Genomic DNA, 22,623 nt, shown 5'->3' on the forward strand with positions numbered 1-22,623 from the left:
TCCCAGCATGATCTAGGTATCCCATTCCAAATGCTCGTCAATCACCGTGCCAAATAAAAATACCGTGGGGTTCTCAGAGAAGTTTATCATGATTACAACTAGTTTAATGAAATATTTTAACAAAAAACCGACCTGAAACGGCGGGAAACGGACACCTATCAAATCCCCGTAGGCTAATCACCAAAAGCTACGGTTTAGAAAACGATCCTCAACCATGCACCAATTCAACTTCCACAAGGTTTTCCAACTGCGGCAGATCTAACTCTTTGGAAACATTTGTTCACAAACCCTCCAATTGAGCAAATCAACCATTCACTATTTTCGTATACCTCCGATAATCCGGGATAAAATTCATTTTGTCCCTATCAACTCTCTCAGTACTATGACAGGACGGACCCAACAACCTGATTCAATGGGCTTATACGTTTTGTCAGAGAATGACTCAACAACCATTTGACGACCAGATGCAAGAGAACCGATTTTTCCAGCTCCCCGCAATTGCATGAGGACGTTCCCGAAAGAAGTGGCTTCAATAGGTCCGGCGTAAACAGGACAATTGAGCGCATTTGCGGTACATTGATTTAACAAGTCATTCTGGCTACCTCCGCCCACGACACGAAGTTCGGTCAAGGACTTTCCCGACAAATCCTTCAACTGATCAAAGACAATTCGGTATTTACAGGCCAGGCTATCGAATACAGTTCGGATATACTGTGCCTTGCTTTCGGGCACGCACTGCTTGTTCCTTCGGCAATAATGCTGAATTCGGCCAGTAATAGGTCCCGGTCTCGCAAAGGAAGCGTCATCAGGATCAATAATGGACCGGAAGGGCTCGGCTTCCCGGGCGAGGTCCATCATCCCATCGTAATCAATATGGTCGCCGGCAGCATGCCATTCTTCTTTCAGCAGTTCCACCAGCCACATCCCGCAAATATTTTTCAGAAACCGCGTGGTTCCCTCCACCCCCGCTTCGTTGGAGTAACTGGCGACTCGCGAATCCTGATTTATAATAGGCACCTCCGACTCAATTCCCATCAGGGACCATGTACCCGAGCTCAGGAATGCAGGGGCATCTGCTCTTAATGGCGACCCAGCCACCGCGGATCCGGTATCGTGTCCTGCGACGGCAAAAACCGGAACAGGACCAAGCCCTGTCTGTTCCTGAATCAAAGGAAGGAGCGTCCCGATTCTCGTGCCGGGTTCAGTGATGGGTTTAAACAACTGTTTTGGAAAATCTAGTGCCTCGATCAGAACATCTGACCAAGCTCCCGTTTTTGGATTGAGCAATTGGCTAGTGCTGGCCATGGAGCGTTCTTGGATTTTTTCGCCGCACAACCAGTAGTTAAAGAGGTCAGGCATAAACAATAAGTCACTCGCTTGATTAAGTACTTCGCTTCGCAATTCTTTTTCAGAAAACAGCTGGTTAATCGAATTGAAAAAAATGAACTGGATACCGGTCTCCTGGTATATGGTTTCGCGGGAGATTATTTTTTGGATACGCTCCTCGATGCCTTCGGTTCGCTTGTCCCGGTACATAAACGGATTCCCAAGAAGACGACCTTCTTTATCGAGCAGCGCGTAGTCCACTCCCCACGTATCAACTCCAATACCTGCAATGCGGTCGCCGTAGGTAACACAGGCTTTTTTTAGCCCCTCAATAACATGGGTAAGGATATTCTCCACATCCCAATGCCAGGAGCCCGAATCTTCAATTCCCTTCGTCGGGAAACGATTCATTTCCTGAAGTTCGATTCGTTGATCGTCAACGATTCCAGCCATAACCCGGCCACTCGTTGCCCCGAGATCAATCGCTAGGTAAACGGAGGCTGGGTTCATTATCGGTTGGTATCGGCTGTTGGGAATAAATAAAATAATTACTTCAAACTATCGCAGAAATCCATCCGCAAGGCCACCATCGACGGGGATGACATGACCGGTTGTTTTCGAAAGAGCTCCGGTAAGCAAGAGGTAAGCTGCTTCGGCTTGATCGGCAGGTGTGATGGGCGACTTAGTGAGAGTTCGCTGAGCGTAGAATTCCGCCAACTTGTTTCGCAAGCTGTTATCGTCATCGCTTTCGTTGAACACGATATCGTATTTAATCAATGAAGATATGACACGATCACGAGGGAACATCGTGCTTCCTTTGACCACGGTAGCGGGTGCAATCGCGTTTACGCGAATGTTTGGGGACAATTCAATGGCAAGTTCACGAACCAGGTGATTAGCGGCAGCCTTACTGGTGTCGTAGGCCACACTCCCTTTCTTCGATACCACCGCGTTGGCGCTGGTAGTCAGGACCACATTGCCCGTGAGACCTTGAAGATCAAACACGTGCTCCTTCATCGCATCGACCACAATGTAACTACCCTTCACGTTGATATCAAACGTCTGAGAAAAACGATCGTCAGCAATATGCCCGGTATTGTCAGGTGGCACAAAAATACCAGCGGTCACCACCACGGAATCGACGCCGCCATAGGCAAGAATGGCTTCTTCGATCATTGCCTCTACGGAATTGCGATCAGTAATATTCACCGCCGATGCGATAGCTGGTCCACACGAAGATATTCCGCTACCGGCTACTCCGATACCTTCCCCATGTTTAGCGGTAATCGCTACCACCGTGCTCTCTGCAGCTTCCAAACTAAGATCCGCTGCGACAACATGAGCACCTTCCGGCACGATGCGTTCCGCAATTTCACGACCGATGCCATTTCCGGCACCAACTACTGCAATCACCTGACGAGCCAAGGACTGTTCCGGAGGCATACGACGAAGTTTTGCTTCTTCAAGTTGCCAGTACTCAATATCAAATGCTTCCTGCTCGGGCAATCCACGGTAACGGTCTACTGCTTCAGCACCACGCATTACTTCAATAGCACAATTATAAAACTCCGCGGTAACGCGCGATTCACTTTTGTTTTTACCCCACGCGATCATTCCCAAACCCGGAATCAAAACCACCGTAGGCACCGCGGCGCGAATCTCCGGTGAGTCGGCATGCTTACAACGATCGTAATAGGCCTGATAGTCTTCTACATACTTCGCCAACCCTTCTTCAATTTTTCCCTTAAGTTGATCGAACGATTCGGACGATGCATCCCAATCAATATAGAGCGGTTTTATTTTCGTTCGTAAAAAATGATCCGGACAACTCGTGCCCAATTCAGCCAGCCGTGCCGCATCGAAAGAATTTACGAATTGCATCATCGTTTCATCCGTCTGAATCGTTCCAATGAAGCGCTGGTCTTTTGAAACCTTCCCACGAAGCCACGGCAACAGCTTAACAAAATAGCTACGTCTTTGGGATTCGGATACCTGACCGTATTTCATACCACCGAATACCGGCTTCCCTTCGGAGGCTTTTTCAATGAAAGCAGATGCCCGCTCAATGAGATCCAAAGTTAATTGATAACAGGCTTTGTCGTCATCCGCCCAATTAATAACCCCATGCTGCCCCATCATGATCGCCTTACATCGAGCATTACTAGCGATGACATCACGGTAACTCAAACCGAGATCAAACCCCGGGCGTTGCCATTCAGTCCACACCATGTCGTCGCCGTAAATCTCCTCAGTCAACTGTGCGCCTCTTTCAGCAGCTGCAATGGCGATCACCATATTCGGATGCATATGGTCTACGTGCCTTCCCGGAATAAAAGCGTGCAAGGGTGTATCGATGGAGGATGCCCGCGGATTGAGGCCATAAGTGCAGTGTTTATACATCGCTACCATCTCATCCTCGATATCGGTTTTCACACCAGACACGGGAGCATTTCTGTAAATACCTTCGAGGCTGAAGACCTTATCCATATACAAGGACGCGAAGTTTTCATCCTTGGAGGTGCGCAAATCACCTCCGGATCCTTTTACCCAAAGCACATCGACCTCAGCTCCGGTAAGAGGATCTTTCTCAACGGCTTTACTTGAGGTGTTTCCACCGCCCGTGTTGGTGATCCGTAGATCTGATCCCAGGATGTTTGATCGATAGGTCAGTCGCTGCAGGGGAGTCATCCCCTCAACAACAGAATCATCCCATAGATAGTTTACATGCTTATAATTAGATGTGCTCATAAGAAATTTAAAATCTGTCTGCGATACTCCTCGTCAGGGCGACCCACGATACGGGCCACTTCTTCTGGTGGCATGAAAACCGGTAATCCGTTTTTGCTGATTGATGCTGCTCCGACAAAAACCTGGGCTGTCTTTTCCATCATGATCATGGCACCCCACGCTGCATCGGCCGTTGGCCCCAGGGTTATGAGTCCATGATTTTGGCAGAGAATCGAATTCGGCGCTATTCCGTTTTCGGCGATAAAAACACGTGTCCGTTTTGCAATCTCCCGAGCCAGGTCCACGCCAGGATCGACATAAGGGATCCACAGCGACTTGGCCTGACAGCAGACCACCTGATCCGGTATAACACGTTGATCAGCGAAAATTTGTCCGTGCTCGCTGCAGAGTATCTGATTCACCGCAACCGGATGGGTATGCGCGACAAATTTAACTCCGGGCAATGTAAGGAGCCAGGCATGAAACATAGCCTCTACAGAAGGTTTTACCCCTGTCTGATTTACTCGCGATTCGAGTAGAATTGCATCAGAGTCTGTAATAGCTTCGGACAATTCGGCAGCTTCGATAAGCTTTTCAAAATTGCAAATAGCGATCCCATCACGAGTCAGAGATCCAAGCGAGTGCCCACTTCCCTTCACTGCAAAAGCGGAGTCATTCAAACGTGTGGAAGCATTGCCTTCACCAAGAATTGCCAGGTGCCACTCGGGACTACCCAACTGGTGACATAAACTCAAAAGAGATTCAAAAGATGCTTCGTTCATTGTTTGCAAGATATCGGCTAATAGGCGAAAAATAGTCAAATCAAAAGTTTGCAATATCTTTCATAATCTTCCAATTTCGGCCATATCATGCAAGCCGAGCACCGCCACAAGTTAATCGAAGAATACCTACAAAAAGTAGAATTCGCTTCCTTGGAAGAGTTATCGGAAAAGGTTGATGCTTCCCTATCAACCGTGCGGCGGGATCTAGGCCAGCTGGCCGATACCGGACGAATCAAGCGCACGCATGGCGGAGCGCGGCTCATACAAGCGGCCAACAAGGAGTTTATTTTTTCTCAGCGCCAGAAGGTTGAAAGAGACGCGAAGGAACGGGTTGCAGTGTTGTGCGCCAGTTTGATCCCTCCGAATCAGAACGTCTTTCTCGATGCTGGAACGACCATCTTTGAAGTCGCTCGGAAGCTTGAGAATAAAACGCCACACATAGTAACCAACAGTTTATCCATCGCCAATCACTACGCGGCCCACCGGGAAATTGAGGTCGTCGTGACAGGAGGCGTAATCTACCCACGCCTGCAAGTGCTTGTCGGCGAATTGGCAGTAAAAGCCTACCGATCATTAAGCGCGGACATAGCCATACTCGGTGGAGGCGGTGCAACCGAGGACGGAATCATGAACTCGCATATGCTTTTAATAGATATTCAAACGGCTATGATAGAATCAGCCAAAAAGATCGTGTTCTGCCTCGATGCCAGCAAAATTGGTCGACATTCATTTACACATTTATGTGGCTGGAAATCGGTCGACGTCTTGGTCACAAACAAAGAGGCACCTAAAAATCTCATTACCCACATAAAGAAACAAGGCGTGGAAATTTTGCTCGCCTAACACATCATTCCTCCAGAAATCTCAACAATTTTATGACAACCGATTCCAATTACGCATCCGCAAAAGAACAATATGCAACCATCGGTGTAGATACTGATACAGCCCTTGAACAACTGGCAAAGATTCCGATTTCTGTGCACTGCTGGCAAGGAGATGATGTTGCTGGCTTTGAAGGTGACTCAGCCATAACCGGAGGAGGCATCATGGCAACCGGGAACTATCCGGGTCGGGCCAGAACAATTGATGAACTGCGCAGCGACCTGGAAATGGTTTACTCTTTAGTGCCAGGTAAACACCGCCTCAACCTGCACGCCAGCTACCTCGATCATGGCGGTAAAAAGATAGACAGGACGGAGATTGAAGAATCTCACTTCCAATCCTGGGTCGACTGGGCCAAAGCACAGGAACTCGGACTCGACTTCAACCCCACTTACTTTTCCCACCCTCTCGCAAACGATGGGTTTACCCTCTCCCACCCCGACAAACATATACGTGATTTCTGGATCGAGCATGGTAAACGAAGCCGAAAGATTGGTGCATTCTTTGGCCGCGAACTCAACAACACTTGCGTCACTAATATCTGGATACCCGATGGACTTAAAGACACGCCGGCAGATAGAAGAGGCCCACGCGAGTTACTCACAGAATCTCTTAACGCCACTCTGGAAGAAAAACTGAACCCGGCCCACAATTTGGATGCAGTAGAATGCAAACTCTTCGGCCTGGGATCAGAAAGCTACGTGGTTGGTTCCCATGAATTCTACCTGGGTTATGCCATTAAAAACCAGACCGTGCTCTGTCTCGATGCAGGCCACTTTCACCCCACTGAATCGATTGCGGACAAAATCTCGTCGGTCATGCTCTACGTACCCAGACTCTTGTTACACGTCAGCCGAGGTGTACGCTGGGACAGCGACCACGTAATCGTTCTGAACGACGATCTACAGTCAATCGCACGAGAATTGGTAGTTGGGAACTACCTGGAGCGCACTCATGTTGGACTTGATTTCTTTGATGCCAGCATTAACCGGGTAGCTGCCTGGTCAATTGGCACCCGCAACATTCTGCGCGCTTTATTGATAGCTTTGCTTGAGCCAACTACGAAATTGCAAAACCTGGAAAGTGAAGGCAATTATACTTCCCGAATGGCGCTATTTGAATCACTCAAGTCCATGCCCTTCGGTGCCGTATGGAATCACTATTGCGAATCCCAGGAGACGCCGGTGGATCTAGGTTTAATGACACCGATTGATTCGTATGAGAAAGAAGTGCTCGCAAAGAGAAGTTAAGCTACAAAGATTTTAGGCAAGATTTACATTATGGATATCAAAGGCAAAGCAGCAGTGATTACGGGAGCAAGCCGAGGTGTAGGCGCAGCAACAGCATTGGCCCTGGCGAAAGGCGGTTGTTCCGTTCTGATTAACTACGGCAATTCAAAGGAAGCAGCGGAAAAGGTGCGTGCTGAGGCGGACAGCTCGGGAGTCAAAGCCATCCTTTATCAAGGCGATGTCGCGGACGATTCCGTATGCCGCGGAATGATGCAAATGGCCGCTGACACCTTTGGGAGGCTCGATATCTTGGTGAACAATGCCGGAACAACGGACTTTATTCCTCATTCTGATTTGGAAGCAGTGACTGACGACGTCTGGTCACGTATCATGGACGTAAACCTGAAGGGCCCCTTCCAGTGTGCTCGGGCGGCGAAGCCATTTTTAGATGCCTCTGGAAACGGAGAAATTGTCACCGTATCAAGCGCGGCAGCCTTTAACGCTGCTGGTAGCTGCATCCCCTACTCTTGCTCAAAAGCGGCCGTGGTTAATATGACCATTTCGTTAGCTCGAGTGTTTGGACCACAAACGCGAGTAAACTCCGTGGCTCCCGGCATCATCAAGGGAGACTGGCTCAGAAAAGGACTCGGTGAAAACTACGACAAAAAAATTGCTCAAAAAGAAAACGTAACCCCACTGAAAAACGTTTGTGCACCAGAAGATGTGGCAGATGCCATTCTTAGCATTATTACAGGTTCTGACTTGGTAACCGGCCAGACACTGCTCATCGACGGAGGATTTGAAATCGGCAACCAAGCGCTGCATTAATTCCTAAATCTCAAAGCTTACCAGGAGCCTCTTTTTCAAGGATCGCCCTCAGTTCCTTAACCTTCTCAGGATACCGGCTTGCCAAGTTGTTTTGCTCCATAGGATCTTCGGTCAGATGAAACAAGAAGCCTCCCTTTGGAACAGGTGTATTTTCATTCTTATCGATCCCAAGACGATGACGTACGGTGCCAGACTTTCCGGGTGGTATGTATTTCCAATTTCCTTGCCGAATAGCGATGTCCTCGAGCGCTTCTTCAACCAGATAATCTCTTCCAGTCGGTGATTCTCCTAATAAAGCCGGTAACATATTTTGGCTATCATCGCTAGCACCCTTGGGTAGCTTCTTACCAACCAGCGCGGCGATGGAAGCAAAGAGGTCTACCTGGCTTACAATAGCCTCCGAGATTCCGGATTCAATAGTACCAGGCCAGGATACAATAAATGGCATGCGGGTGCCACCTTCCCAACGACCGTACTTTCCTCCGCGCCACGGGCCGGCGGCCTTGTGGTCTCCCTGCATTTCAATGGCACTGTCCCAATAGCCATCAAAAAGCACTGGGCCATTGTCGCTCGAAAGAATGATCAAGGTGTTCTCGGTGAGTCCGTTTTCTTCCACCGCAAGAACAATCTGTTTCACGCACCAGTCAAACTCCATGATCGCATCACCACGGGGTCCCAGACTGGAGGAACCTAGAAAACGCGGATGCGGTAAGCGCGGGACATGATTATCGTGAGTCGCGAAATACAGAAAGAAAGGTTTGTCCTTTTCGCGCTCGATAAAACCGACCGCTTTTTCAACAAACCGGTCAGCCATATCTTCATCTTTAAATCGTGCTTTTTGTCCACCAGTCATCGTACCAATGCGGCTGACATTGTTGACGATCGTTCCTGAGTGTTGTTCGTCAGCCTGGACTTTTAGCAGATGCGGATGAGAAATGCCTGTTGGTTCGTTACCTACAGGATCCCCATAACTCACTGAGATGGGATCATTGGGATCCAGGTCCTGGATGAATCCGTTTTCGATATAAACCGAAGGAACCCTGTCGCCGGTGGCGGCAATGTGAAAAGAGTATTCGAAACCTACTTCACGCGGTCCCGGTTTAATCTCACCATTCCAATCCAAAGGTTCAGCGGCACTTCCCAATCCCAAGTGCCATTTACCCACGAGCGCGGTTGCGTAACCTTCGTCCCGGAGAAAGCTGGCTATGGTTGGTTTTTGGGGATCAATAATGAGTGGGGCGTTCCCAGGTAGAATCTTTGCGTTCTTGTTACGAAATGCATATTGGCCTGTAAGGAGAGAATACCGGGACGGCGTACAAGTAGCAGCGGAGCAGTAACCGGATAGAAAGCGTAAGCCGTTCGCCGCCAATTTGTCGGTATAGGCCGTATCAGCGCCAGTGCCACCATAGCAACTGAAGTCACCGTAGCCAATATCGTCAGCATAAATGAAAATAATATTAGGCTTATCCGCGGCTTGGACACTTTGTAGTGAACCGACGCCCACCAACAGGACCAACGTAGGGTAAATCAATTTAGTAAGAGTATGTGCGAGACGAATCATAATGGACTATTTAGATAAAAAGGTGCCTGGGGAGATCCAAAGAAAAGGTATATATTTTATAGCGATCTGGTATTGGGAAGCTTTTTGATCAATGTAAGTTGTGGCAAAGAGCAAAACCGTATCCCTGGTTATGTCTAGGTTTTCCACCAGATATTTGTTTAAACTGCTCTCTAAAAGGTTGAACCAATCGGAAATGAAAAATTTTCACCTGGATTGCCGATGAAATAGTTGCCAGAGGTTTCCGAACCCACCAAGGTTGCCAGTTAACCCCACTACATCCATATATTTAGTGCTTCAATGACTCCGGTAAAGAACCGCCAGACCTTCTGCGTAGAACTGATCAAGCCATCTCACTACGATGACAATGGTTATGTGATCCGCTGGTGGAAAGCATGGATTCCGTCCAACTCACTCGCGGTCCTGCACGGATTAACCTTGGATGCCGCCCAACGAAATATCCTCGGACCTGAAACAGATTTCCAGATCGCTGCCTACGACGAAACCAATACCCGGGTACCGATCAAGAAGATCATCCAACGATTCAAGAAGAACAACAACCGAGGCCTCGTGTGCCTGGTAGGTGTGCAAAGCAATCAGTTCCCTCGGACCATGGCGATCGCACGTCAATTCCGTGATGCAGGTATCCAGGTAGCCATGGGTGGATTCCACGTAAGCGGTTGTTTATCCATGATCCCTGATTTGACCCCTGAGTTGCAAGAAGCCGTGGATCTCGGCATCACTCTGTTTGCGGGCGAATCAGAAGGCCGACTGGAAGACCTGCTTAAGGCGGCCGATGCCGGGGAGATGAAACCCATTTACAATTACCTAAAGGATCTTCCAGATTTACAGGATGAACCACTGCCGTTTCTACCCAAGGAAAACGTGCGTCGGTATGCACGCTCCATTGGATGCTTCGACGCGGGTCGCGGTTGTCCTTTCTCCTGCAGCTTTTGCACCATTATCAATGTGCAGGGACAGAAATCCAGGTTCCGCAATGCGGACGATGTGGAAGAAATCGTAAGGTCTCACATAGCCGAGGGCGTCGATACTTTTTTCATCACAGACGACAATTTTGCGCGAAACAAAAACTGGGAAGACATCTTCGATCGCATGGCGCATTTGCGGGAAGTGGAAGGACTGGAAGTCTACTTCGTCATGCAGGTGGACACGCTTTGCCACACGATCCCAAATTTTATTGTGAAAGCTCAGCGCGCAGGTTGCCGCTTTGTTTTTCTAGGATTGGAAAATATCAATCCGGCCAGTTTGAAAGGTGTTTCGAAAAACCAGAATCGCATCACCGAGTACAGGAAAATGCTCCAGGCGTGGCACAGCGTTCGGGTGATAACCTATTGCGGATACATTCTAGGTTTTCCAGGGGATACACCGACGACGATCGAGCGAGATATAAAAATCATTCAGAAAGAACTCCCGGTTGATCTTCTCGAGTTTTTTATTCTTACCCCGCTGCCGGGATCTGTGGATCATCGTGAGCTTTACCTTAAAGGCGTTTGGTTGGACCCCGACCTGAACAAGTACGACCTGGAACATGCGTGCCGTGAATTCGATGGCATTAGCAAAGATGAATTGGAAGGTATCTACGATCGAGCCTGGCACATTTATTATTCCTGGGACCACATCGAAACACTCGTCCGGCGTGCCGCAGCGGTGAACATGATCGTGCCGCGGTTGATCTCCTTGATTTTTGAATTTTATGGCAGCTATCGCTTTGAACATTTGCACCCTTTGCAGGGAGGACTTATTCGACGCAAAAGCCGCACCCAACGTCGACCGGAATTTAAGAGAGAATCAATCCCAGTTTATTACCCGAAACGTGTTTGGGAAGTGGTTAAAACCTATGTCCCAGCAGCCTGGTTTTTGGGCAAATTATTGCTCCTATGGTGGAAGGTTCATCGCGATCCCAGGAAGAAGGAATACATCGACCTTGCAACAACTCCCGTCATCGACAAATTGGAAGAAGAACTCGACATGTTTAAGGTGACCGAAGCCGCAAGAAACTCAGTCACCAAAGCAAAAGAAAAACAACAAAAGATGAAAGCTGCCCGAGAAAGCGCCTTGTCTAAAAAATAACAAAACCTCCCCCGCTTCTTAGTTTAATAATCAATAACCCTAAAATAAAAGCACACCATGTTTAATATAAAATCTTCTCGCCGTAATTGGCTCCGCTCTATGCTCATGGCACCTCCCGCCCTGGTCGGATTGAACGCCATGAGTTCAATCGCGAAAGCCGCACCCATCAACCCAAACGACAACATCAAGGTCACCAAGCTAGAGACCTTTGTCCTAAAAAATTCCTGGGTTTTCGTAAAAATATCCACCGACGCGGGAATCACCGGCTGGGGTGAAATGCTGAAGGACGACGCCAAGGCTTGTGCTGCTGGAGCGCTCGAGGTCGGCGATTATTTAATTGGAAAAGATCCACGTCCTGTGGTCCATCACTGGCAGGCTATTCATCGCGGAGCATTCTACCGCGGCGGCCCCATCAAGTCAGCCATTTCCTCTGGAATTGACCAGGCACTTTGGGACATAGCCGGTAAATGCTATGGCGTACCGGTTTATAAATTACTCGGTGGTCCGACACGTGATAAGGTATTTGTTTATGGAACACCGGATCCAATTACCGGTGTTAAGGCAATGAAGGTCGGACCCAGCGGTAGTCGCAAGCTCCACAAGTACCTGGAAGGACATAAGATGGTGGATGAAGCGGTGGAGAAATTTGCAGCCCTTCGCGACAAATATCCAGACGTAGATATCGGGATTGATTTCCATGGTGCCGTTCAACCAACCACGGCCAGCATATTGGTAAAAGCACTCGAACCTTACCGACCTTGGTTTTATGAAGAAATCGTTCAGGCCCTGAACGTAGACGTCATGGCAGATATCGCCAAGAAGACCCATATTCCTTTGGCAACTGGTGAACGCGTCTTCCTAAAATGGGGATTCCGCGAAATCCTGGAAAAAGGGGCCGCCATGATCCTGCAACCGGACGTAAACTATGCCGGAGGGATTACCGAGTTGAAAGTAATCGCAGGTATGGCAGAGGCCTACTACGCCCCGATAGCTCCGCACAATCCAAATGGCCCGTGTTCGTTGGCTGCCAGCCTGCAAGTCGCGGGCTGCGTGCCCAACTTCCTGGTCCAGGAACGTGGTGACCGCGAACATGAGCTCTTAGCTGAACCTCTCCCACCCGTAAGAGACGGTTATCGTCCCCTTCCTACCGGCCCGGGATTGGGCATCACCATCGACGAGCACAAGCTGATGGATGAAGTCGGCGAGCCGCAGGAGTATAGGACTCAATACGATGCGGATGATGGCTCGGTTGTTGATTGGTAGGCAGGTAAGTGATTCAGGTTTCTGTGTTCGGGTGTCAGGAATAAAACACTGAGAATCGCTATACAACTCCTCTTCATCTTGATCTGTCTCTTCGTCTAAAGGCGCGCCACCACATTATGGAGGCGGTAAACTTTCGACATGTAATTTTTAAACTACGAAATACGCAAAATTTCGCGAAAAGTATAAGCCGTCTTTTTGAATCGAAATCAATTGTAGGAGCCAGCTTGCTGGCGATTTCGACTACATCCAGGTTTTTATTTTGCCAGCAAGCTGGCTGTCTCCTACATCAGACGTAGGTAAACTCAATTCGAAGACCTACGGATCCTACTTCTTCAACGACTGTAGCAGAGCCAAGTATTGCTCTTCTTCCAAAACATCCTTGGCTGCCCAGAGAAGTAATTGATCCTCTCTGTCATAGGAACGTTGTTTCAAATTCTCCCAACGTTGTCTCGCTTCAGCGCCTGAATCCGGATGGAGGTACCCATACAGAATCTCAGAGATCTCTTTTCTCTGCTCAATCGAAATACCAACAGTCACCGGAATTTGGCCTATCTTACTAACAACTATCGATTCGAATGCGGTAACAATTCTCGCTTCAATGTAGTCGGCGTAAATCTTGCGCTGGCCATCTGAAAGTAGTCTTTCTATTTCTTCTCTTTCATTCGCAAACGGTTTATCCTTCACGGTGTATTCACCGCTACGGAATTTTCGGTTATAATCGAATTGTGCCCATTCAATCTCACCGATACGTTCTTTCTGATCAGAAGTAAGATCGAGTATCCCTTCATAGTCCTTCATTCTGATTTCGATAAATTTTCTTTTCATCTCCACCCGAGCAGCCGATTTCTCAAGCTTCATTTCTTCGTAACCATGAAGTTGCTCAGTCAAACTAGTCTGCTCCTGTTGGAGGTCCGCAATCTGCTTTCTTAACAAACCAATCTCCTCAGACGCGTTTTCATCAATTGAAGTAATGGCTTCCGATTGCTTCCTGTTATCAACTTGCACTTCAACAGGATTATTTTTTCCAATAAAATAACCGACATAGAGGCCAGCGACGATACACACTATAAAGGGGAACGATTTCATTGAGTTAAATCAGGATTTTAAGAGTTTCGAAACTACGGGAAAAAGTTAGTACAGTTTTGCAGCCTTCATAGCCAAACTTCCCAAGCCTTTTATGGAATCCCAAACCAATTCTCCTAACCGAACTCCAGCAGCCGTAAAGAAACTTTCATTCGAATCGGAATTCTTGGCTGGTTTTGAAAGATCCATACCCACATAATAAAATTGGTCGGTTCTTCCCCGCGACACTCCATTTGAAATCAGCAGTTCGTAAAGCCGCTGAGTACGAATATCGTCATTCGCTCGATTCGTCCCCAAAACCTGTATCAAAATCAAATCCTTTTTATACCTCAATTGGAGTTGATTGGGATGGGTCACATTTCCGGGATAAAGAGCAACACTCTCCATTTTCGAAATTGGCATTTGGCGCTGGCCTGCAGCCTGGTTCGAATTCGAAGATCCGCTGGATAGCAAAAGCTCGGTACCATTCAGGGATAGGCTTTCTTCAAAAAACTGAATTTGCTGATCGCCTCTTTTTACTTCGCCAACGTGGGCTCTGCTTGAAAATTGAACCAAGGTACCACGACCCTCCTCGAGACTTCGAACGCTTTGACGATTAGAAAAGGAGGCACAGCCTGATAGGAAAACCAGGACCATCCAGACGACAAAAATGGGATACTTAGCCAAGCTTTGAAGACCTAGTCCCTTGGGTTGGTATCGTCGAGTCCTTTATAGTCCAACGCTGTATTTCCCTTAGAATAATCTATACCTGCCTCTCATAACCCTCGCGATCCAGGATCACTAATATTCTTAGGAAGTCGCCTATTTCCAGGATGGAGGGATCTATTTAAAAAAGATTAGATTTGCTATACGCGGGACCAAGATGATTGGTTAAATCAGGAATAGGACGAAAGGACTATTCTGTTCTTATCACCCAATCTGTTTTCTCAGCCAAAGGCTGCAGAACCAAAATCAAACTCCAATCATACCCGAAATTGAATATACAAGGTAAAGGAACAGCAGAAAACACCTACGATGCTATCGTCATAGGTTCAGGAATTAGTGGAGGCTGGGCAGCAAAGGAGCTTAGCGAAAAGGGACTCAAAACATTGGTCTTGGAAAGAGGTCGTGATGTGAAACACGGCGATTATCCCACTGCCATGATGGAGCCCTGGGAATTTGAAGCAGGGGGAAGAGTCGCCCCGGCAACCCTGGAACGACAGGCCAAGCAAAACCGTACCGGCTACACCACCCACCCTGCGGCAGCTCACTGGTTTGTGGATGATATAGACAATCCTTACAGCGAAGTTAAACAGTTCGATTGGATGCGTGGATACCATGTAGGTGGACGTTCTATCTTGTGGGGCCGTCAATCCTACCGGATCGGCGATATCGATTTCGAAGCAAACTTAAAAGATAGTTGGGCCGTTGACTGGCCCATCCGCTATAAAGACCTCGCACCTTGGTATGGCCACGTAGAAGAATTTGCGGGCATCAGCGGAAAAGCCGAAGGGTTGCCTCAGTTGCCAGATGGAAAATTTCTCCCGCCCTGGGAAATGAACTGCCTGGAAATCCATATTTCGGAACAGATCAGGGAAAAGTTCACCGATCGGATCATGACGATTGGCCGGTCAGCTAACTTAACACAACCACACAACGGACGTGGGGGCTGCCAATCGCGCAATCGCTGTATTCGCGGTTGTCCCTATGGAGCTTACTTCAGCAGTAACGCCTCCACCTTACCTGCCGCATTCGCAACGGGAAATCTATCTCTTCGCCCTTTCTCAATCGTTAGCGAGTTGATTTACGATAAAGAAAAAGGCAAAGCGATTGGCGCTCGAATCATCGATGCAGAAACCAATGAAGTCATAGAGTTTTACGCCAAGGTCATCTTCTGCTGCGCATCGGCAGTTGCTTCCACCTCGATCCTCCTCAACTCGAAATCGGATCGATTCCCGGAAGGATTCGGAAACGATAGCGGAGAGCTCGGCCACAATCTCATGGACCACCATTTTAAAGTGGGTGCCAGTGGGCACACGGATGATTTTAAAGACCAGTACTATAAGGGCCGGAGACCCAACGGTATTTATGTGCCACGCTTTAGAAACGTTAGCAAAGAAACGACGCAAAAAGATTATATCCGTGGCTTTGGCTACCAAGGCGGCGCCAGTCGCGTTGACTGGGCTCGTGGCATTGCTGAGTTTAATCGATTTGGAGCAGAGTTTAAGGCCGACATGCTAGAGCCAGGGCCATGGCGTTTTGGAATGGGAGCCTGGGGAGAACATCTTCCCTATCACGACAATAAAATGTATTTGAATCATGATCTGCTCGATAAGTGGGGCCAGCCTACTGTTACCTTTGATTGTGATTACAAAGAAAACGAAATGGCCATGCGTAAAGATGCACAGGCATCCGCCATTGAGATTCTTGAAGCGGCAGGCCTGAAGGATGTCAAAGGCTTCGACGATGGAAGTGCACCCGGTCTTTGTATACACGAGATGGGTACCGCCCGCATGGGTCGTGATCCGAAAACATCCGTTTTAAACGGATTCAATCAGGTTCACGCCTCCCCCAATGTGTTTGTGACGGATGGATCCTGCATGACCTCATCGGCTTGCCAAAACCCTTCACTCACCTACATGGCATTAACAGCCAGGGCAGCTGACCATGCAGTTAAACAACTTCAGAAAGGAAATATTTAGGATGAATTCAATAGACGATCAAAACTCAGCAGTTATGATGAATCGGCGGGATGCAATTAAACGGGCATCCATACTTCTAGGTGTCGCCGTTTCCTCCTCAACCATCGCAGGATGCCTGGGAGGTGGTAGCAGCGAGACTAACGCTGGCGAAAATTGGAAACCCGATTTCCTCAGCGGAACTCAGGGCAAGGTTGCCAAAGCGGTAGCGAATTTAATTTTCCCAAAGACGAATACGCCCGGTGCCGTAGATGTAGGAGTACCTCAATTCATGGACTTCGTATACGGGAAGTATATGGATGCGGATGAAAAGGCTACCTTTACAACCGGTCTGGGACAATTCAGCAAATCAGGATTCCATGACATGTCAGATACAGATCAAGCCGCTGCCATGACAGCATTCGTGGCAAGCGCTGGCAAAACTCAAAAAGCATTTTTAACTCAAATTCGTGAACTCACTATTGTGGGTTATTTTAAGTCAGAGGAAGTATGCAAAAATGTAACTTGGTACGATCCTATTCCTGGCAAATATCAAGCTTGCCTTCCGACCTCCGAAACTGGCAATCTAATCATGAGCGAATCGAGGTAACGTTTATCGAACATAGCTCTAGTGCGTAACAAATTTTCCTCAGTATTTTTTCTATTACTTTCTCTGGCCGCAGCAGCTTGGGTCACCTCTTTACAAGCCGAAGAAGGAAATAAAAAATACAACGTTCTATTCATCATTTCTGATGATCTGACCTACACCGCCCTCTCCTGTTACGGTAACCAAGTGTGCCAAACCCCGAACATCGACCGTTTAGCAGATCGGGGCGTCCGCTTCACCCGGGCCTACTGCCAGGGAACTTACTGTGGACCGTCTCGGGCATCATTTATGTCAGGCTATTATCCGCATGCCTCTGGAGAACTGGGCTACAAAAACCCGCGTCCTCTCATTGGCGACCGTCAGACCTGGTCACAACTGTTCAAGGACAACGGCTACTATGCCGCTCGCGTTAGCAAGATCTACCACATGGGAGTACCCGGTGGAATTGAGGAAGGAAGCCACGGAGCGGACGACGAACTTTCCTGGACCGAGCGATTCAACAGTCAGGGGCCAGAATGGGCCGCGCCCGGTGATGCGGAAACGTTGGAAAACAATCCTGATGGGAAGAAACCGGCTGTCGGCGGAAACACCTTCGTGGTCGTTGAAGCCGACGGAGACGACCTCGTCCACTCCGATGGAAGAACGGCAGACAAAGCAGTCGAGCTCATTCAGCAATTCGACAAACAGTCAGGATCGCGTAAAGGAGAACCTTTCTGGTTAGGTGTTGGCTTCGTCCGTCCCCATGTTCCCTTGGTCGCACCAGCCGATTATTTTCCGCCCTACAAGCCCTATGACAAAATGGTACTTCCACCAAAGATTCCCGGTGATTGGGACGACATTCCTACTCCCGGCATCAATTACAAAACTAGCCAGGGAATGGAGATGGACATTCGGCGTCAAAAGAAACTGCTTGGTGGTTACTATGCTTCCGTGGCCTACATGGACGCCCAAGTAGGAAAGGTTCTCAACGCGTTGGAATCAGCCGGTTTGGAAGACGACACCATCATCATCTTCACCAGCGACCACGGCTACCATTTAGGCGAACACGACTTCTGGTCCAAGGTAAGCCTGAGAGATCCTTCTGCCGGCGTTCCGCTAATCATTTGCGTTCCCGGCAAACAACCAGCTGTCTGCAATTCACTCACCGAACTCATCGACCTCTACCCTACCACCGCTAAACTCTGCGGACTTGAAGTCCCGACAGGAAACCAGGGCCTGGACATCTCCTCTCTACTCGATGACCCAACCATCGAACTTCGAGACGCAGCATTTTCGGTAGCACCCGCGCGCAAAGGCTTCCTCTTAAGAACTCAGGAGTACTCATATATCCAATACGGCGAAGATGCCTCCGATGGCGTCGAACTCTTCGACATTCTATCCGATCCCGAGCAATACACCAACCTTGCTCAAAAGCCCGAATTCAAGTTTCTCGCACAGTCCTTCAAATCACGTCTCGCCGTCCAACTTCAGATTGTCCGGTCGAACGATCTTTGATTAAAAGACTAATTGAGGAATAGGCAGCCTCGATCCAGAACGCTGAGACATGACGGCCATCGCACCTCCCTTTCCCTGTAATCATCCGCTGATGTTACTTTGATACCGCAAAAAAAATGAGGGAATAAGGCCATTGCTGAATCAAGACACCTGAACGACTCGGTCCAAAGCTTCATTCTTTTCTTTCACATTTGCCAGAAACCTCGGATAGCGAGTTAGACTTTGCTCAACCTCTTCCCGGAGTCGTTGGAGGATATCTTGCTCCTCGAAGCGATCTCTCTTCGACTGATTCACTTCCCCAATCTTCACAGCGATCAGGATACCCACGACGATGAGCAGGATCTCGCCCAGGGCATAGAGGATATACTTTTTAACGTTGTTCAATTGGATGAGGTCTTTGCGGATGAAACGGAAGAGGTGGAGCATTATTTAAAGGCTGAAGGAGAAAGGTTGAAGGATGAATGCTAAGTTTTTGTTGGCTCGAATCAAACAATGAATTCAGGCTTCGAAATCAACTAGGCGAGACAGGTCGCTGGGGACCGGACTAATCACGCTTATGGTATCCTCATGTTAAATGCTCCCTACAAAACTGGAGCAGCACATAAGCGAACTTAAGCCTGTCTCGCCATAGTGATGTCTCTTGGGGTTCTGGTTCCAGGGGTTTGAAATTGAACTGTAGGAGGGGGTTTATTCCCCGATTTTTCGAAGCTCTATCAAGCGATCGGGGGATAAACCCCCTCCTACCATTTCGTCTGAAGCCAGGCAGGCCATTAATACAATCCAAGGCTGGTTTCAGAAGAGCCTTAGGGAGACCGCGGATGATTGAAAAACTTTGATTCAGCGATCGTCTGGCCGCTTATTAGTACGACCAGCCTTATTGCGTACCCGGCTATTCGTCACTCAGACATGGAAGGAGGAATCCCGTTTATGCAATATTGGCAATATACTTTAGGGCACTTTGATAAATTAACTCATTGACAGTCAGTTGCTTATATACAATAAGAAGGTTATATATGAAATGCTATCAACCTTCCTTTTTTGATGAAGCCGAACGTTATATCAAGTTGGACAAGCTCAAGGACCCGCTACTGGAGCTGAGCGAGTATATTGACTTCGAGATGTTCCGGCCCAAGCTCGAAACAGTTTTCGACAGACCCGGGAAGTCTAATGCGGGACGAAAGCCGCTGGATCCTGTATTCATGTTTAAAATACTCATTTTACAGCGACTCTATAATCTCTCCGACGAGCAGGTGGAATACCAGATCACCGATCGCCTTTCGTTCTGTCGTTTTCTGGAGCTTCCCCTGGGAGGCTGCGCCCCGGACTTCACGACGGTGTGGCGTTTTCGCGAGGCTCTTGTTCAGGCCGACGCAGTGAAGGGGCTGTTCGATTTGTTCACGAGTTCGCTCGAGTCGCGAGGACTCATCACTAAGACTGGAACGATTGTCGACGCCAGCTTCGTGGAAGTGCCCAAGCAACGCAACACGCGCGAGGAGAACGACTTGGTAAAGAACGGCCAAACACCCGAGGCATGGAAGTCCAATCCAAATAAGCTGAGCCAGAAGGATGTGGACGCTCGCTGGACGAAGAAAAACAATGTATCGTATTATGGGTACAAGGATCACGTGAAGGCCGACGCCGAGTCCAAACTGATGACGGACTACGAGGTCACGGATGCCAGCGTGCACGATTCGCGTGTCCTGTTCGACTTGGTTGACGAGGAGGACAAGGGCGGGAAATTGTTCTGCGACAGCGCCTATAAAAGCGCCGAGATAGATCAGAAGCTCGAAGAACTTGGAATCAATAATTTCATACATGAAAAAGCAACGCGGGGGCATCCCTTGAGCGAGCAAAGCAAACTACTCAATCACTTGAAGTCGCAAATACGCTGTCTTGTGGAACATATTTTCGGCCATATAGAAAACAGCATGGGCGGACCCGAACTGCGCTATATAGGATTGCAACGCAATGCGGCGGGCATCGGACTATGCAATTTGGCCTACAACATGAAACGCTACATCCAGTTGGTCAGACCATCTCGAAAGGCCGCCGCATAGGAAAAGAACGCAAAGAAAGCAAAAAAGCCGGAAAAACACAGATATAACTCGAGAATCAAGCCACAATCAGTCGGATCTACAGTATTAATCCTGTGTGTCCGAATCCACCAAGAACTTTTATTTGTCTCAACTAAAGAAAAACTGATTATTCAAAGTGCCCTAAAGCACCTCTGCTCTTTCCTTCTGTGGTTGGGACGAATTGGTGAAATTCTATAAACTATGTTAACTTTTCTTGAAATTCTAGGTAGTTTAGGCGTGTTTCTCTATGGGATGAAGATCCTGAGTGAGGGGATTCAAAAGATAGCCGGTCAACGCCTGCGTTACGTGATGGCCACGATGACGCAGAACCGATTTTCAGGATTGTTTACAGGCTTCGGAATCACATCTGTTCTTCAATCCTCTTCAGCTACTACGGTAATCGTGGTATCCTTCGTCAGTGCGGGTTTGCTGACACTGACAGAATCGATAGCGGTTATTATGGGTGCGAACTTGGGCACTACTATTACCGCCTGGATCATTGCAGCGGTTGGTAAATTCAGTCTTTCTTCTATCGCCATTCCCATCATCGGTGTTGGCTTACCAATATTTTTCATTGGGAAAAATCGTCTGAAGAATATCGGTGAGGGAACCATTGGTTTTGGACTTCTCTTTCTCGGCCTCGGGCTACTGAAAGAGGCTGTGCCTGATGTCGATGCCGTACAAGAGCAGGCAGCGCAGCTTCAGGGAATTATACAAAGTTTGAGTGGTCGTGGGTATTTGTCTTATTTGGTTTTCCTTTTCGTCGGTGTCATTCTTACACTTATGGTGCAGTCCTCTTCTGCGGCCATGGCGATTACCGTGACTTTCGCTATTAACGGTTGGATCGGTTTCGAAGAATCTGCCTTCATTGTCCTTGGAGAAAATATTGGAACTACTGTTACTGCATGGCTAGCCGCGCTTGGTGGTAACCACAACGCGAAGCGAGCGGCCCGGGCGCATTTCCTGTTCAATGTTCTTGGGGTCATATGGATGCTGTTGATGTTCCCTCTATTTTCGCACTTGGTGGAGGCATTAGCGAATGGGCTTCCCGATTCACTCCGAACGGCAAAGCACGACAGCGACATTGGTTTCAAACTCGCGATCTTCCACACCGCTTTCAATTTCTGCAATATCTGCCTGCTCATCGGTTTTATTCCGTGGATCGCGAAGGTGGTTAGTCGTTGGGTCAAGGAGCCTCCCGCGGGTTCGATTCCGCGGCAACGTCTCACTTTCATGACTCAGAATCTGGTCCATACCGGAGAGTTGAACCTGCCGGAAGCCGAAAAGGCTACGGTGGAACTTGCCCGTCTTACGCAGGATATGTTTAATGGATTTGTGGATGTGTTTAATCGTCCCAATGAGGATCTTTCCGAGAGGGTCAAGCAGCTTAAGGCCATGGAAGATCAAGCGGACAGGTCAACGGAGGAGATCACCGAATATCTTGTTCGCTGTTCAGCGGCGGAGATCGGCCAGCAGAATGCTGTGGAGGTCTCGCAGATGATCCGTATCGTGGCGGAGTTGGAAACGATCACCGATACAGTCTATCACTTGGTGAAATTCGCGCAACGCCGTTACCGCAAAGAGCGCGAATTCTCTCCAAAAGTCATGAAAGGCGTTGCCAAGTTAGCCGACGTTGTCGGGAAGTTAATCAACCTTTATAACGAACAGATGTTCCAGCCCGTCAATGAGGAGGAAATAAAAGAGGCCCTCGTTCTGGAGGGGCAAATTAAAAAACGGCGCAAGAGGCTCAACCGCTTGTCTATGGCTCGCATGAGCCAGCCGGAAGCCGATCTCAAAACCGAAATTCTTAACATGGAAATCAACAACCATCTGGAGATGATTGGAAATTTCTCTGTCAACGTCATGCAAGGGCTCTACATCATGACGGGCCATGAGGAGCATCCCGAAGAGATAGCCGCCGAGGTCAATAAGATGTCCAGGAAGAACCCCGAATCATAATCCTACAATCGCTAGGAAGAACACTTTCGTAGGATTTTATTCCCGCTTTCTGGCCGTAGTTC

Annotated in this window: 17 protein-coding genes; 10 read left to right on the forward strand and 7 right to left on the reverse strand. The window is 48.4% G+C overall.

What is annotated here, in order from left to right; genetic code table 11:
- Window positions 1–351: 351 nt before the first annotated feature.
- The 3 genes from O3C43_06000 to O3C43_06010 are packed head-to-tail and all read right to left on the reverse strand — an operon-like array spanning window position 352 to window position 4,835.
- Window positions 352–1,836 (reverse strand): rhamnulokinase, encoded by a 1,485-nt coding sequence (locus O3C43_06000; protein ID MDA1066037.1) that lies wholly within the window; start codon window positions 1,834–1,836, stop codon window positions 352–354.
- A gap of 48 nt (window positions 1,837–1,884) precedes the next feature.
- On the reverse strand, window positions 1,885–4,074 hold the full coding sequence (locus O3C43_06005; protein MDA1066038.1) for a bifunctional rhamnulose-1-phosphate aldolase/short-chain dehydrogenase: 2,190 nt from the start codon (window positions 4,072–4,074) through the stop codon (window positions 1,885–1,887).
- Window positions 4,071–4,835, reverse strand: coding sequence for a class II aldolase/adducin family protein (locus tag O3C43_06010; protein MDA1066039.1), 765 nt, complete (start codon window positions 4,833–4,835; stop codon window positions 4,071–4,073). Before O3C43_06010 ends, O3C43_06005 begins: the two co-directional genes overlap by 4 nt.
- 87 nt (window positions 4,836–4,922) lie before the next feature.
- On the opposite strand from O3C43_06010, the gene O3C43_06015 reads away from it, so the two are divergent.
- From O3C43_06015 to O3C43_06025, 3 genes are read left to right on the forward strand one after another with little or no spacing between them, the layout of a single operon-like run.
- Entirely contained in the window at window positions 4,923–5,678 is a 756-nt protein-coding gene (locus O3C43_06015; protein MDA1066040.1) for a DeoR/GlpR family DNA-binding transcription regulator, read from the forward strand.
- Window positions 5,679–5,710: 32 nt separating this feature from the next.
- Entirely contained in the window at window positions 5,711–6,967 is a 1,257-nt protein-coding gene (locus O3C43_06020) for an L-rhamnose isomerase (protein ID MDA1066041.1), read from the forward strand.
- A 30-nt stretch (window positions 6,968–6,997) separates the two neighbouring features.
- Window positions 6,998–7,774, forward strand: coding sequence for an SDR family NAD(P)-dependent oxidoreductase (locus O3C43_06025; GenBank protein ID MDA1066042.1), 777 nt, complete (start codon window positions 6,998–7,000; stop codon window positions 7,772–7,774).
- 10 nt (window positions 7,775–7,784) lie between these two features.
- Here O3C43_06025 and O3C43_06030 read toward each other — a convergent pair whose 3' ends face one another.
- Window positions 7,785–9,335: an arylsulfatase gene (locus tag O3C43_06030; protein ID MDA1066043.1), complete on the reverse strand. Its 1,551-nt coding sequence runs from the start codon at window positions 9,333–9,335 to the stop codon at window positions 7,785–7,787.
- Window positions 9,336–9,632: 297 nt separating this feature from the next.
- On the opposite strand from O3C43_06030, the gene O3C43_06035 reads away from it, so the two are divergent.
- Window positions 9,633–11,423 carry a radical SAM protein gene (locus O3C43_06035; protein ID MDA1066044.1) on the forward strand — a complete coding sequence of 597 codons (1,791 nt, stop codon included), beginning with the start codon at window positions 9,633–9,635 and terminating at the stop codon, window positions 11,421–11,423.
- A gap of 57 nt (window positions 11,424–11,480) precedes the next feature.
- Entirely contained in the window at window positions 11,481–12,686 is a 1,206-nt protein-coding gene (gene dgoD, locus O3C43_06040) for a galactonate dehydratase (protein MDA1066045.1), read from the forward strand.
- Between the two features lie 324 nt (window positions 12,687–13,010).
- On the opposite strand, the gene O3C43_06045 is transcribed toward dgoD, so the two are convergent.
- Both O3C43_06045 and O3C43_06050 read right to left on the reverse strand, forming a co-directional pair.
- Complete coding sequence (locus O3C43_06045) at window positions 13,011–13,772, reverse strand: hypothetical protein (GenBank protein MDA1066046.1); 762 nt, start codon at window positions 13,770–13,772, stop codon at window positions 13,011–13,013.
- 45 nt (window positions 13,773–13,817) lie between these two features.
- Window positions 13,818–14,435 carry a hypothetical protein gene (locus O3C43_06050; GenBank protein MDA1066047.1) on the reverse strand — a complete coding sequence of 206 codons (618 nt, stop codon included), beginning with the start codon at window positions 14,433–14,435 and terminating at the stop codon, window positions 13,818–13,820.
- Between the two features lie 308 nt (window positions 14,436–14,743).
- Between O3C43_06050 and O3C43_06055 the strand changes: the two genes are divergently transcribed.
- The 3 genes from O3C43_06055 (at window position 14,744) to O3C43_06065 (ending at window position 18,527) form a co-directional block, all read left to right on the forward strand.
- Window positions 14,744–16,450, forward strand: a complete 1,707-nt coding sequence (locus tag O3C43_06055; protein ID MDA1066048.1) for a GMC family oxidoreductase — start codon at window positions 14,744–14,746, stop codon at window positions 16,448–16,450.
- Window position 16,451: 1 nt separating this feature from the next.
- Complete coding sequence (locus O3C43_06060) at window positions 16,452–17,036, forward strand: gluconate 2-dehydrogenase subunit 3 family protein (protein MDA1066049.1); 585 nt, start codon at window positions 16,452–16,454, stop codon at window positions 17,034–17,036.
- A 63-nt stretch (window positions 17,037–17,099) separates the two neighbouring features.
- The gene (locus O3C43_06065) at window positions 17,100–18,527 is read left to right on the forward strand and encodes a sulfatase (GenBank protein ID MDA1066050.1); all 1,428 of its coding nucleotides are present in this window, start codon (window positions 17,100–17,102) and stop codon (window positions 18,525–18,527) included.
- A gap of 141 nt (window positions 18,528–18,668) precedes the next feature.
- Here the strand turns inward: O3C43_06065 and O3C43_06070 are convergent, their stop codons facing one another.
- Window positions 18,669–18,953 carry a hypothetical protein gene (locus O3C43_06070; GenBank protein ID MDA1066051.1) on the reverse strand — a complete coding sequence of 95 codons (285 nt, stop codon included), beginning with the start codon at window positions 18,951–18,953 and terminating at the stop codon, window positions 18,669–18,671.
- 587 nt (window positions 18,954–19,540) lie between these two features.
- On the opposite strand from O3C43_06070, the gene O3C43_06075 reads away from it, so the two are divergent.
- Window positions 19,541–20,584, forward strand: coding sequence for an IS5 family transposase (locus O3C43_06075; GenBank protein MDA1066052.1), 1,044 nt, complete (start codon window positions 19,541–19,543; stop codon window positions 20,582–20,584).
- A gap of 219 nt (window positions 20,585–20,803) precedes the next feature.
- Window positions 20,804–22,561 carry a Na/Pi cotransporter family protein gene (locus O3C43_06080; GenBank protein MDA1066053.1) on the forward strand — a complete coding sequence of 586 codons (1,758 nt, stop codon included), beginning with the start codon at window positions 20,804–20,806 and terminating at the stop codon, window positions 22,559–22,561.
- Window positions 22,562–22,623 lie beyond the last annotated feature (62 nt).

This window comes from Verrucomicrobiota bacterium (assembly GCA_027622555.1).
Taxonomy (GTDB): Bacteria; Verrucomicrobiota; Verrucomicrobiia; order Opitutales; family UBA2995; genus UBA2995.